The sequence below is a fragment of the Vreelandella neptunia genome, from assembly GCF_034479615.1.
Classification (GTDB): domain Bacteria; phylum Pseudomonadota; class Gammaproteobacteria; order Pseudomonadales; family Halomonadaceae; genus Vreelandella; species Vreelandella neptunia.
Genome location: NZ_CP140255.1, coordinates 4,664,368 through 4,677,025 on the forward strand (window position 1 = coordinate 4,664,368; position 12,658 = coordinate 4,677,025).

At 52.3% G+C, this 12,658-nt stretch carries 11 protein-coding genes; 4 read left to right on the forward strand and 7 right to left on the reverse strand.

The window, feature by feature from the left end; all coding sequences use genetic code 11:
- Positions 1–64: 64 nt before the first annotated feature.
- From catC to salA, 4 genes are all read right to left on the reverse strand, one after another.
- Positions 65–355, reverse strand: coding sequence for a muconolactone Delta-isomerase (gene catC, locus SR894_RS21555; protein ID WP_035565030.1), 291 nt, complete (start codon positions 353–355; stop codon positions 65–67).
- A gap of 87 nt (positions 356–442) precedes the next feature.
- Positions 443–1,561, reverse strand: coding sequence for a muconate/chloromuconate family cycloisomerase (locus SR894_RS21560; RefSeq protein WP_223288375.1), 1,119 nt, complete (start codon positions 1,559–1,561; stop codon positions 443–445).
- Between the two features lie 510 nt (positions 1,562–2,071).
- Complete coding sequence (locus tag SR894_RS21565) at positions 2,072–3,244, reverse strand: ABC transporter substrate-binding protein (protein WP_223288374.1); 1,173 nt, start codon at positions 3,242–3,244, stop codon at positions 2,072–2,074.
- A 47-nt stretch (positions 3,245–3,291) separates the two neighbouring features.
- Positions 3,292–4,626 (reverse strand): salicylate 1-monooxygenase, encoded by a 1,335-nt coding sequence (salA, locus tag SR894_RS21570; RefSeq protein ID WP_223288373.1) that lies wholly within the window; start codon positions 4,624–4,626, stop codon positions 3,292–3,294.
- A 203-nt stretch (positions 4,627–4,829) separates the two neighbouring features.
- Here salA and SR894_RS21575 point away from each other — a divergent pair, with 203 nt between their 5' ends.
- On the forward strand, positions 4,830–5,735 hold the full coding sequence (locus tag SR894_RS21575) for a LysR family transcriptional regulator (RefSeq protein WP_223288372.1): 906 nt from the start codon (positions 4,830–4,832) through the stop codon (positions 5,733–5,735).
- A 13-nt stretch (positions 5,736–5,748) separates the two neighbouring features.
- Here the strand turns inward: SR894_RS21575 and SR894_RS21580 are convergent, their stop codons facing one another.
- From SR894_RS21580 to SR894_RS21590, 3 genes are all read right to left on the reverse strand, one after another.
- On the reverse strand, positions 5,749–6,156 hold the full coding sequence (locus SR894_RS21580) for a nuclear transport factor 2 family protein (protein WP_138799554.1): 408 nt from the start codon (positions 6,154–6,156) through the stop codon (positions 5,749–5,751).
- A gap of 39 nt (positions 6,157–6,195) precedes the next feature.
- Entirely contained in the window at positions 6,196–7,017 is an 822-nt protein-coding gene (locus SR894_RS21585; RefSeq protein ID WP_138799555.1) for a 3-oxoadipate:acetyl-CoA acetyltransferase, read from the reverse strand.
- A 111-nt stretch (positions 7,018–7,128) separates the two neighbouring features.
- Positions 7,129–8,631, reverse strand: coding sequence for an SLC13 family permease (locus SR894_RS21590; RefSeq protein WP_223288371.1), 1,503 nt, complete (start codon positions 8,629–8,631; stop codon positions 7,129–7,131).
- A 963-nt stretch (positions 8,632–9,594) separates the two neighbouring features.
- On the opposite strand from SR894_RS21590, the gene SR894_RS21595 reads away from it, so the two are divergent.
- Genes SR894_RS21595 through SR894_RS21605 form a run of 3 tightly spaced genes read left to right on the forward strand, consistent with a single transcriptional unit; the run spans position 9,595 to position 12,657 of the window.
- Complete coding sequence (locus SR894_RS21595; protein WP_223288370.1) at positions 9,595–10,677, forward strand: TRAP transporter substrate-binding protein; 1,083 nt, start codon at positions 9,595–9,597, stop codon at positions 10,675–10,677.
- 2 nt (positions 10,678–10,679) lie between these two features.
- Positions 10,680–11,306: a TRAP transporter small permease subunit gene (locus tag SR894_RS21600; protein ID WP_223288369.1), complete on the forward strand. Its 627-nt coding sequence runs from the start codon at positions 10,680–10,682 to the stop codon at positions 11,304–11,306.
- Complete coding sequence (locus SR894_RS21605) at positions 11,299–12,657, forward strand: TRAP transporter large permease (protein ID WP_223288368.1); 1,359 nt, start codon at positions 11,299–11,301, stop codon at positions 12,655–12,657. The genes SR894_RS21600 and SR894_RS21605 overlap by 8 nt, the downstream gene beginning before the upstream one ends.
- Position 12,658 lies beyond the last annotated feature (1 nt).

A 12,658-nucleotide genomic window follows, 5' to 3' on the forward strand; every position in this document is an offset into this window, starting at 1 on the left:
GATTAAAACCTCTATTTTTATAGGCTTTTGTTTTATAAAAAGAACTGGCGTGTTCTATCGATAATTAACTGTCATCGTCGCGCACTGAAGAGGGGTGACGGCACAGCGGTTTGACACTGATCTCCATATAAGGGAATAGCGGCAGGTTACTGACGAGTTCCTGCAGCTCAGCGTTGTCTTCCACGTCAAAAATACTGACGTTTGAGTAACTACCCGCTACCCGCCACAAATGGCGCCATTTACCCTGACGCTGTAGGTCTTGGGAATACGCCTTTTCCGTTGCCTTGATCTTGGCAGCCTGCTCGGCTGGCATGTCGGGCGGCAACTTAACGGTCATCTCAACTTGAAACAGCATATGGCTCTCCTCTTTTCATCGCGGGCGATCTAAACAATGGCTTTATTTGCCGTGGCGTTACTTTAGTGACGTTTACGTGCGTGACTGTTACTTACGTGAGTAGTGCGCCAACTTATCTTCATCCAGGGTGATGCCGAGGCCAGCCCCTTGCGGTAACTCCACTCCAAACTCGGTGTAGTTGAGAGGGGTAACGACGATGTCGTCTTGCAACAGCAGCGGGCCGAACATTTCCGTGCCCCAAGCCATTGCTGGCAGCGTTGCCCAGGCGTGTAGAGAGGCAGCCGTACCGATAGTGCCTTCCAGCAGGGTGCCGCCATATAAGCCAATGCCAGCTGCTTGGGCGACGTGAGCCAGCTCAAGTACCCCGTAAATACCGCCGGATTTGGCGATCTTTAGCGCAAAGGCACCACTGAACCCGCCGCACACTAGATCAAGCCCGTCGCGGGCATCTTGCACCGCCTCATCGGCGAGCATCGGCACATTGAAGCGGTTAGCCAAGCGAACAAGGCCGGCATGTTCACGAGCGCCAATGGGCTGCTCAATTAACTCGATGCCCGCATCCTGTAGCACCTGAATACCGCGAACAGCAGTGGATTCATCCCACGCCTGATTAACATCAACTCGCACGCTGGCTCGATCACCCAGCGCTTCCTTGATCGCCGCCACATGACGCACGTCCTGATCCACCGGGTTAGCACCAATTTTTAACTTGAAGTCGCAGTGCCGACGCTGTTCTAAACGCAGCATGGCCTCATCAATATCTTTGGCGGTATCACCGCTGGCTAGCGTCCACAGCACGGGCAAGTGATCCTGACGTACGCCGCCCAGCAGCTCGGCGACGCTCAATCCCAAGCGTTTGCCCTGAGCATCCAACAGAGCTGTTTCTAATGCAGATTTGGCAATCATATTGCCGCGAGCATGGCGGTTAAGCCGAGCACGCAACTGGTGGACATTGTTGGAGGGCTGGCCGACCAGCAGTGGAGCTAGATAAGTATCAATATTGCGCTTAATGCTCTCTGGGCTTTCTGGGCCGTAGGCCAGGCCGCCAATGGTAGTGCCTTCGCCAAGCCCTTCGATACCGTCGGAGTGGCGCATGCGCACAATGACCATGGTTTGGCAGGCCATGGTGGTCATGGAGAGTTTGTGAGGACGGATGGTCGGTAGGTCGACCAGCAACGTCTCAATATGTTGGATGACGGTTGACATGCAGGCTCCAGCGTCTGGCAATCGTTGACTTGATGTCAGTTTGATTGCGTGAGGAAGAGGGAACCAATATTGTTTAGGTGCTTAGCCATACCGAGGAGGTATCAACAAAGGGAGATGACTGCCTGTTTTTTTAACGGGCAACTATTTTTATTAAACCACCTCTACCTCTGCTCAGCTTCTTCAGCCCTATTCACCTTCTTTAATTTCCTTTACTAATCAATAGATTGATAAACATGGTGGCATTTTAACGACGGTTTACACATAAATGAGCGACGTAATGATGGGTAAGGCATAGCGACACGGTGAGTAGATAATATCTGCGACTAACTATTAACGTGATGGCACACTTTCCATACGCCAAAGCCAGCTGAGTGGTGTTTCTTTTACGACAAAAGAATAAGACATATCATTGAGACATGGGGCGTAAAGGACAGGAAGGCAGCACGACGCTAATCACACGATTTAGTCGTACTGCCAACAATAATAAGCGCTAACTCTCTAAAAACTCACTTACATCTGGCAATCAGCATCGGGTGACTCGAGTAGCTCATGCGCTACCGATAATACTTCGTGCCTACCATCGCGGATCTCACGCAGGTAGATATTTTGTATCGGGTGGTGGGACTTGGAGAAGCGCAATGATCCACGTGGGCTCTGCAGCTCAACGGCAGCGAGTGCGTCAATGAGTGCATCGCGGTCAGTGGAATCACCTTCTACTGCATCAAGCGCTTGTATGAGCATGGCACCAGTGTCATAACCATGCACGGCATAAGCATCAGGCATCTCACCGTAAGCCTCTTGATAAGCAGCTACGAAGCTCTGATTTTCTTCACTCTCCAGCGTTTCAGCGTAGTGTAGCGTCGTTAACACCCCCTCGCCCGCGCCCCCTAATGCTGCCAAATTACCTTCGGTCATAAAGCCAGAGCCCAACAGGGGAATATTTTCCTTAAGTCCGGCTGCAGCGTAGTCACGCACAAAGCTGACACCCCCTCCACCCGCGAAGAACGTATAAACCGCGTCGGGATTGAGGCTGGCTATTTGCGTCAAATAACTTTGAAACTCAGTACTGGGAAAAGGAACCAGAATTTGCTCAATAATCTCACCACCGGCTTCCGTAAAAGCCTCCTCAAAAGCAGCAATATCCTCTTTACCACCGGCATAATCCCAGGTAATCGTTACCATCTCACGGTGGCCGCGATCATAGGCTACTTTCCCCATGGGGTAACTGTCCTGCCACATGTTATGTGAAGTACGAAATACATTGGGCATGCAAAGTTCGTTCGTTGCTGCCCCCAAACCAGCATTGGGAATAATGGTAATAGCGCCGGTTTGCTTGGCCACGCGGAGCATCCCCATGGCCACACCTGAGTGGACAGGGCCAATAACAACGTCGACCTCGTCACTGTTCACTAATCGGCTCATATTCTGGGGGGCCTTGGAGGGATTGGCCTCGGAATCAAGCTGGACATACTCGACTTCACGTCCTCCAAGCTGTCCACTATTCTGCTCAATAGCGAGTTTCAAACCATTGGTAATAGCCTCGCCCAGTGCCGTGTAGGTACCCGTATAGGGCAACATGAAACCTAGCTTTACAGGCTCGCCATCTTCAGCCATCGCAAGTTGCCCTGCCAGCAAAAAGCCTGCCCCAAGTAACGACGTCAGTGTTGTATTATTTGTTTTCATCGTTGCACTCTTTGTTGTAGTTCGTCTTTATAAAAGAAGTTATTGCTTTAAATGGGTAGTTTTTGGTTCACCCCCCAGTTCTCGCTTGTTTCAAACTGCAAGCTATTTTTAGCGGCAATCACATCGTCGTGTGGGTCATGATTCCACAGCCACTCGAAGCGGCTCTCAAGATTGTTAATTAGCTCGGCTTCGTAGTCGCCGATGCCCTCTCCTGCATATTCGTAGACATCGCCCGCCTCATGGGAGGTACGCTGCACTTTGCAGGTACGGCTATGGCGTACTTGTTCAAAGGCAGACAACACAGTGCTCACGTTGTGGCTACGGCAACTGGCATCCGCCAGCAGAGTCGCCAGCACATAGGCGTCCTCCAGCGCCTGACCGGCCCCCGCCCCCTGGTGAGGCACTAACGCATGGGCGGCGTCGCCAACGATCAGTACGCGGTCGCGCTGGTAGCGGGCAAGCTCAGGTAACTCATGCAGCGCCCAGCGCGTTGGCTCAGGAATGCATTCAAGAATGGCTTGGCAAGCCGGACTCCAACCTTCAAATACTTCTAGCATTTCCTCCTGGCTGACGGCTTGAACCCACTCTTCGCCTTCGGGCAGTTTAGGGTTCGGTATCGAACGATCCGTAATGAAGGCCACGACGTTAACGAGTTGGGACTGCTTAACCGGGAAGGTCAAAATATGGCGATCTTTGCCAAGATACATCTGGGGGACTAGCGCTAACCGTTTCTCGCTGCCTTTAGCCTCTAATGCAGCCTCAAGCTGGCCAGTGGGGATCATGCCGCGATAAGCGTAGGTTCCACTCCAAAACGGGGTAATTTCACCATACTGCTCCGGGGGCAGCACATGAGAGCGCACCGCAGACTTAATACCGTCAAAGCCGATGATCACATCGCCAGTAAAGTGAGTGCCATCGTCGAAGCTGGCGGTGGCGCTGTCGGCTTCTTGCTTAACGCCTATACAGCGTTTGCCAAAGTGGGCGATGCCCTCAGGCAGATTGGCGACAATGGCATCCAGAAAATCGGCACGATGCACCGAGGATTGGCCAACACCTGGCGCTAAGCTAGCGGTTAAGTAAGTGTCATCGCTACCACGCCGCCATTCAAACCAAACATCCTCAAAGGGCGCTGGTGAGGAATCGGCAATACGCTGATAAGCGTTTTCCAACCCCAATAGCTGAATGGCTTTTACCGCATTGGGGCCAAAGGAGACACCCGCACCAATCTCGGAGAACTGGGGAGCAGCTTCGAAAAGCTGTACATCAAGGTGGCTATCTCGAGATAGCGCGACGGCGAAGGCCACGCCCCCAATACCACCACCGACGATGCCAATCGAAAGACGTTTTGGCTGTGTATTTGCTACTGTGCTGTTAGCTACCATGATTTAACTCTGCTCAGGGGCTTATCGTTATATGTTGAGCGCTATGCTCTCCCCCTAACGCTATTCGGAAGCCTCAACTGCCACCACACAGCTTCTTTCATTCAGACTATAAACGGCGCTAATAACAAAATGAATCAACCAGTTAAAAACCTCTCTGACGGCTACATTCGACTATTGTGGAATACATTGCGAGGCGTAAGGTGATGGAGAAACTTGCCAACATTGACCTGAATCTGCTGGTTGTTTTTGACTTGTTGTATCAAGAGCAAAATACACAACGGGTGGCGCTGCGCTTGGGTATCACCCAGCCGGCGGTGAGTCATGCACTGAAGCGTCTACGTCACTTGCTGGAAGACGAACTTTTCGAGCGCACATCGCAAGGCCTGCAACCTACGCCCCGTGCCAGTCGACTTCACCCCGGTATTGCGGATGCGTTGGCACGCATGAACGACACGCTGAGCCTATGCGACGATTTCAACCCCGCGAAGAGTGAGCGCACTTTCCATATCAACATGACCGATATCGGTGAAATAGTATTTCTTCCACGCTTGCTGCAACATCTTTCACGCCATGCGCCGGGGGTTTCACTCAATACCGTGCGCAGCCACCATAATGACCTGAAAAACGAGATGGAGGAGGGAGAGATAGATTTGGCAGTTGGTCTGATCCCGCAACTAGGGGCAGGCTTCTACCAGCAGCGACTGTTTGTACAACGCTACGTTTGCTTAATGCGCGAGCATCACCCCCTCGCTGCGGAGGAGTTTAGCCTTGAGGCGTTTCGCGCAGCGCATCACGCTGTGGTGGTTGCTCGGGGCACGGGGCATGGCATTATCGAAGAGCAGCTTGCGCACGCTGGGGTTGCGCGCCCAGTTCGGTTAACACTGCCGCATTTCGCAGCTGTTCCCTATATCGTCAGCAGCAGCGATCTAGTGGTGACGGTCACCGATAAATTAGCCGAGGCAACGCGAACACGTTTCGGGTTAGCCATTCGTGAGCACCCCCTAACGTTCCCAGAAATCCCGATTAATCTTTTCTGGCACCGTCGCTTTCATCAAGACCCAGGCAACCGCTGGCTGCGTGGGCTGATGTTTTCTCTGTTCTCTGAATAGGGGTCATTAACGCCTAGGAGCTCGGCTTCGCCCAAGCGGCGCGGGTGCTATGGGCTGCCGTTTTATTGGTAATTTTCCAGATGCCGTCAACCTTTACCAAGGCAATCACATCGACCCAGGAATCCGCCAGGTTGTCGCTATTATCAAAGCCTAGCAATACGCTGGCGACCTCTCCCGCCTGGGTGACAGCAATAAAGCGGCTCGTCACTTTACGGTGGCTAGCCGCCCAGCGCTCGAAACGGTCGCTGATTAGGTCGGTTGCCAACTTACCATCAGCATCCACAGCAAAAATCCACGCGTCCTTATGAAACGCCTCCTCCAGCTTTTCTCGACCGCCTTGAAAGCCATCGACATATAGCTGCACAACGCGTTTGATCTCGTCGATCTCAGGTGCATCACCTACGACAGTAACATTGGTCATCTCTCTACTCCTGCGGTTTTATTGCCGGTTTTGTCGTGTTTATAACCCAAGCATCTCACGCGCCTGTTGCCAGGTAGCCACTGGTCGCTGGTACTTTTCGCATAGGGCGACGGTGCGCTCGACCAACGCCGCGTTGGAAGGCGCCAGCGTTTCGCTATCCAGGCGCACGTTATCTTCAAGCCCGGTACGGGTGTGGCCACCAGCGGCGATAGACCACTCATTAAGAAGGTATTGGCTGGCGCCAATACCTGCGCCGCACCACTGTGCATCCGGCGCCAGCCGCTTGAGCGTCTCGATATAGAAATCAAACGTTGGCTTGTCCGCTGGCATCGAATTCTTAACGCCCATGACAAACTGCACATAAAGCGGTGCTTTCAGCTTTCCCTGCTTGGAGAGTGCAACCGCCTGATGGATATGCGACAGATCAAACGCTTCGATTTCAGGCTTTACGTCGTACTTGAGCATCTCATCGGCAAGCCACTCCACCAACTGGGGCGGATTCTCGTAAACACGATTGGGGAAATTGTTGGAGCCCACCGAGAGACTTGCCATGTCGGGCTTTAGCGGCAGCATGCCGCCGCGTGCCTCGCCAGCGCCAGATCGCCCGCCGGTAGAAAGCTGAATAATCATGCCGGGGCAGTGCTTCTTGAGCCCTTCCATCAGCCGGCCAAACTTCTCCGGGTCAGAGGAAGGCGTTTGGTCATCGTTACGCACGTGGCAGTGAGCGATAGTAGCCCCCGCCTCGAAAGCCGCCTGAGTACTTTCAATCTGCTCTTCAACCGTGATGGGCACGGCAGGGTTGTTCTCTTTGCGTGGCAGGCTGCCGGTGATAGCGACACAGATAATACAGGGCTGGGACATGGAAGCCTCTTTGTTCTTATTGCGAACACTAATTTGCATAACGAACACTTTAGGCCGAATATCTGATATCGTCAAATCAGACTGGCTGCCAACGACGTTGGCAGCCACGGTTTAGAAAGAGACATCGAATACCAGGGGAACGATGGTGTAGAGCGCAACCATAATCACCAGCAAGCCGATGATATTGAGCCAGATGCCTGCCCGAATCATGTTTTTGATGGGAAGATCCCCGGTCGCGAAAGCCACTGCATTGGAAGGTGTCGCCACGGGCAACATAAAGGCGCAGCTCACGGCAAAGGTAACCACGATGGTCATCAGAAAAGGTTCGATACCCAGTCCCACGGCAATAGATCCCATAATCGGGAAGAAGGCAGCCGCCGTCGCCGTGTTACTGGTTAGCTCGGTCAATAGGATAATGACGATAGCAGTGATGGCTAGGATCAGAATCGGAGGTAAGTCCGATAATCCCGAGACGCTCTCGCCAACCCATGCACTCAAGCCAGTGGCGGTGAACTGGGCAGAGAGTGTTAGGCCACCGCCAAACAAAATCAGTACCCCCCAGGGCACGTCTCGGGTAGCCGACCACTCCAGCAACGCCCCTTTTCCATTAGAGGCAGGAATCACAAACATCAGAATCGCCGAGAGAATCGCCACGCTGGTATCGTTGATGTTACCCAACCACGGCAGCGCACTCTGCACGACAGGAATTCTCGCGATTAACGGCAGGAATACCCAGCAGAACACTGCCCCGGCAAAAACCATCAATACACGTGACTCTTCAGGCGATAGTCGGCCCATTCCCTTGAGCTCTGTCTCGATCATCGCCCGGCCACCCTGGATGCTCTCGACTTCCGAGCGGAACACCAGTTTGTTAAGCACAAACCAAGCCAGCATTAGCATGGTGAATGAGAACGGCACACCCACCAGCATCCAGTGGCCAAAACCGATGCTAAGCCCGTGGGTGTCTTCCATGTAGGCCCGCATTAGCGCCATCGGCGGCTGGCCGATCAATGTGGCCATGGAGCCGATGGTGATGGCATAGGCAATGCCCAGTAGCACAGAGGCAGAAAACTTGGGCGTGTCATCACCGTTACCCAGCGACTTCACTAACGCAATGATCGAGCCACCGATTGGCACCATAATCACTGCGGTTGCTGTATTGCTCACCCACATGGTGATGAACCAGCTTGCGAACATCAGACCGAAGACAATTTGAGCGGGTTTAGTACCCACGGTGAGCACCGTCAGTAACGCGAAGCGACGATGTAAATTCCAGCGCTGCGTTGCCAAGCCCAGCAGTACGCCACCCAATACTAGAAAGGCAATGCTGTGAGCATAGGGCGAGGCGGTCGCTCCGACCGAGGCAATATCGAAAAAAGGGAACAGTACAAGCGGCAACAGCGACGTGACAGGAATGGGAATCGCCTCTGTCATCCACCAGGTGGCCATCAGCATAGCAATGCCTGCTACAAGACGAGCGTTGAAGGCTATCATTTCGGGTAAAAGGAAGAAAACACCCAAGCCAATGACAATGCCCATGACGAGCGAGATTGGTTTGAAAGCAGAAGCTTCAGCGTAGGGCGTTTGTTCAACGGCCACGGTGGTTTGCGACATGATCATTTTACCCGCAGAGCAATAACAGTGAAGGTGAGTGTTACTGCTCGGGTTCACTGATTCCAATACTTATCGGGTTGTTACCTATACCCAACCGGTCAATGAGTCAAGACTGCAAAAATGCCTATGTAACGATAAAAAACAGAAATTTAGCCGTTATTTAGTTGTCACACTCGTTGGTGAGGCACATTTTCAAAACGCAGGCTTACGTGGAATCCAACTTTTTTCACATTGGGTAATGTGCGACCAATAAATGACACTGTAGATGTCGTTATCTTTCGATGGCCGGTCGCCGGGAACTTGGAAGTACATTAACGAGTATGGGGTGGTAAGAAACACGAACCGAAAACTGACAATAGCACCGTGTTTGTCAACGGAAATCAGACGAAGTAACTAGTCACACAGCATCCGCAAACCTTGGGCACACCAGATCGGAGATAAGACGCGGAGTATTCTAGAGACGTTGTGAGTGCAATAGCATGATTTAAACCGTACACCCCCAGAGCTGGTCTAATGGTAATACCGCATGACCGTTGATGACAGAACAATCCAAGGTGGCTAGATTCCCAACACATCTAACCTCTCCGCCCTCGCGCGAAAACAGCTGCAAATAAAAGCTGCTATATAACAGCACAGGATTTAATCGAAAAAACCTATGAGCCCCCTTGGATCAGAAGAATGAACCGTCCCTGAATTTGTATTACAGTGAAAAATAAATCTTTAGCATAAAAGACTAAAGTATTATTTTACAAGTTCATTACACGATAATTTTTCATTCAAAGCACAGAGATCGTGATTTTATCCGTCTAAAAGGAAGCTTTTCATGTAAGAGTATTCTAAATACTAAATAAGACAAACCTTTAAGGCATGCCTTTAAACCTATTAAGTATTTGCTCTAGATTGCAGCGGTTGTGACCCTTTCAAGGCTAACAAACATACTCAAACATAAAATAAGGTAATGAGATGACTACAAAGAGCCTTAAACACTTAACAACCACCGCACGCATTATCCCGCTGGCAGCCGCTATAGCGGCGGCAGCAGTAGGTACTGCACACGCCAGCGAAAGGCTAGATGTCGCGAGCGCCTACTCTACTCAGAACCTGTTTGGCCAGAGCGCCAAGAACATCTCCGAAAGAATCAAAATGATGTCGTCAGGTGAGTTTGAGTTCGCCGTCCATGATCCGGGCGAACTCGTACCTCCGTTTGAGATCTTCAACTCTGTCTCGTCTGGTGCCATCCCCGCCGGCTGGACCAGCATCGCCTATCTTTCCGGCAACTTGCCCATTGCCAATCTCTATGGCGCTCTACCCTTTAGCCCACCCGCAGAGGCAGTGTTCTCCTGGACGTCTGCTGGCGAAGGAAGCGAGCTGTTGCAGAAGGCGCTGGACCCTTATAACGTCAAGTTCCTGGCTTGCTCCTACCTACCCCAAGAGCCAGGCGGCTGGTTCAACAAGGAAATCAACAGCACCGATGACTTGAACGGCCTGTCGATGCGAATCTCTGGGCTGGGCGCACAGGTTCTAAACAAATTCGGCGCTTCAACACAATTGATTCCCGGGAACGAAGTCTACCTCTCGCTTGAGCGTGGTCGGGTTGATGCCGCCGAGTTCTCGATTCCCCAAGTTGATAGTGCGATGGGCTTGGACGAGATTGCCGAGTATTACTATTTCCCCGGCTGGCAGCAAGGGGCAGGCTGGCTTGCACTGCTCATCAACCAGAGCGTCTGGGACGGATACAGCGATTCTCAGCGTGGGCAGATCAGTACCGCTTGTCAGGCCAATATCCAGAAAGAGGCTGATGAGGTGATCCCGGCCCAGGTAGAGACGCTACGTGAACTGGAAGAGAGTGGCGTCAAGATCCGCCGATTCCCTGATGAGGTTCTCAATGCCCTACACGATAGTTGGGATGAAGTGCGCAGCGAACTAGTGGCTGAGAGTCCCGAGTTCGACGAAGCGTACACATCACTAATGGAGCATGCCGAAAAGATGCAGCAGTGGCATGACCTCCAAACCCTTCCTAGCAAAACAGATGTCCAAGGGGACTGACTATGACTACGACCCCTCTCGCCCCTTGGCGTGAGCGTGGCGCTGCGGTCTCTTCCGCCCTGTCTCGACCCTTGGTCGGGATGGGGCTGTTGGTAGGTCGCGTCACCAGCTGGCTGGTATTGCTGGTGATGGCGGCTGTCCTGTTGACCGTACTGCTCAACGCTACTGGCATCAACGAGATTGCTCGCTGGAACGATAAGGTGCTCCTTTTCGGAAATGCCCTGACCATCAACAGCATCACTGAGCTTCAGTGGCACCTTTTCGGTGTCTTGACACTGTTCGGAGGCACCTACGCCCTACATCACGATACCCATGTGCGTGTCGATCTGATTTATCACCGCTTATCGCCTAGTCATCGCGCCATGGTTGATGTGATCGGTCACTTGGTGTTGCTGATTCCCTTTTGTCTGCTGGTCGCTTGGCTTTCTAAGCACTTCGTGACGATGTCCTTCTTGACAGGGGAGAAATCGAACTACGGGGGACTCACGGATCGCTATCTGATCAAGGCCATACTTCCCATCTCTCTGGTTTTCTTAGCCTTGGGAGCCCTTGGTCAAGTATTCGAGAAGCTAACCATCATCCTTGACCCGCGAAAAGCGGAGACAGATCACGAGGTCAACAATGGCTGAATTCATCAGTGAATATTATTTGGCGATGTTGATGGTGGTATCGCTGCTGGCCGGTATTTTTACTGGTTATCCTGTAGCGTTCCTGTTAGGCGGGCTAGGCATTATTTTCGCCTTCATCGGCGGCATTCCCGTTCCTTTCTTGGCCACAGTAGGATCACGTATCTACGGTGGTGTGGTCGAGAATTGGTTGATGATCGCCATCCCGCTCTTCGTGTTTATGGGCCTAATGCTTGAGAGTTCCGGCGTGGCGAGGCGATTGCTACTAACCTTGCAGCGTGTATTCGGGCGGACGCCCGGTGGACTCGCCATTTCTGTAGCTATTCTGGGTGTAGTGATGGCTGCCAGTACGGGCATTATTGGTGCGTCAGTGGTTATGCTTGGTCTTCTAGCGTTACCCGTGATGGTGCGGCAAGGTTATCACCCGGAGATGGCCTGTGGGGTGATAGCGGCTTCCGGTACGCTTGGGATTCTCATCCCACCTTCCATCATGCTGGTTCTCATGGGCTCGATACTTCAAGTATCGGTAGGAGGCTTGTTCAAAGCCGCACTAATTCCCGGGCTGTTGCTCGGCGCCCTCTATGTTGCTTACCTATTGATCATCGCTCGTATCAAGCCCCATTGGGCGCCGCTGCCGGACCTCGACGCCACTGACACCGACACATCTCCTCTCATGTTAGCCTTGGCGCGGGACCTGTTTGGCCCATGCGTGTTGATCTTCGCCGTACTGGGTTCAATCATGGCAGGGATAGCTACACCGACGGAGGCGGCGGCAATCGGTGCACTGGGCAGTGTGATCCTTGCGCTGCTAATGCGCAGTATTAGTTGGAACACACTTAGTAAAACCGTACAGGAGACCGCCCGCACATCGGCGATGATTCTGTTCGTCGTGATCGGTGCTACCAGTTTTTCTGTCGTCTTCAAGCGGTTGGGTGGTGATTACATGATCGAGGCCTTGATCACTGGTACGGGGCTTGGGCCCTATGGTTTGCTACTGCTGATCATGGGCTTGATCTTTGTGCTTGGTTTCTTTCTGGAATGGATTGAGATCAGCTTCGTGGTTCTTCCCCTAGTAGCTCCGGTGGTAGAAATACTGGATTTCGGGTTGGGACTAAGCAGTCAAGCCATTCTGATTTGGTTTGCCATTTTGGTCGCCATAAACCTACAAACGAGTTTTCTCACACCGCCCTTTGGCTATGCGCTGTTCTACCTTAAGGGAATTACGGAAGGTAAGATCGGAATCGGCACTATTTATCGTTCGATCATCCCGTTCGTCCTTCTTCAGATCACTGGGTTGGCTCTGTGCATATTCTTCCCTGCAATAGCGCTCTGGTTACCTGGTTTGTTGCCATGAC

What these genes read in the sequence shown, in the direction of transcription:
- catC (WP_035565030.1), bottom strand. Translation starts at nt 355, where the DNA reads ATGCTGTTTCAAGTTGAGATGACCGTTAAGTTGCCGCCCGACATGCCA.
- SR894_RS21560 (WP_223288375.1), bottom strand. Translation starts at nt 1,561, where the DNA reads ATGTCAACCGTCATCCAACATATTGAGACGTTGCTGGTCGACCTACCG.
- SR894_RS21565 (WP_223288374.1), bottom strand. Translation starts at nt 3,244, where the DNA reads ATGAAAACAAATAATACAACACTGACGTCGTTACTTGGGGCAGGCTTT.
- salA (WP_223288373.1), bottom strand. Translation starts at nt 4,626, where the DNA reads ATGGTAGCTAACAGCACAGTAGCAAATACACAGCCAAAACGTCTTTCG.
- SR894_RS21575 (WP_223288372.1), top strand. Translation starts at nt 4,830, where the DNA reads ATGGAGAAACTTGCCAACATTGACCTGAATCTGCTGGTTGTTTTTGAC.
- SR894_RS21580 (WP_138799554.1), bottom strand. Translation starts at nt 6,156, where the DNA reads ATGACCAATGTTACTGTCGTAGGTGATGCACCTGAGATCGACGAGATC.
- SR894_RS21585 (WP_138799555.1), bottom strand. Translation starts at nt 7,017, where the DNA reads ATGTCCCAGCCCTGTATTATCTGTGTCGCTATCACCGGCAGCCTGCCA.
- SR894_RS21590 (WP_223288371.1), bottom strand. Translation starts at nt 8,631, where the DNA reads ATGTCGCAAACCACCGTGGCCGTTGAACAAACGCCCTACGCTGAAGCT.
- SR894_RS21595 (WP_223288370.1), top strand. Translation starts at nt 9,595, where the DNA reads ATGACTACAAAGAGCCTTAAACACTTAACAACCACCGCACGCATTATC.
- SR894_RS21600 (WP_223288369.1), top strand. Translation starts at nt 10,680, where the DNA reads ATGACTACGACCCCTCTCGCCCCTTGGCGTGAGCGTGGCGCTGCGGTC.
- SR894_RS21605 (WP_223288368.1), top strand. Translation starts at nt 11,299, where the DNA reads ATGGCTGAATTCATCAGTGAATATTATTTGGCGATGTTGATGGTGGTA.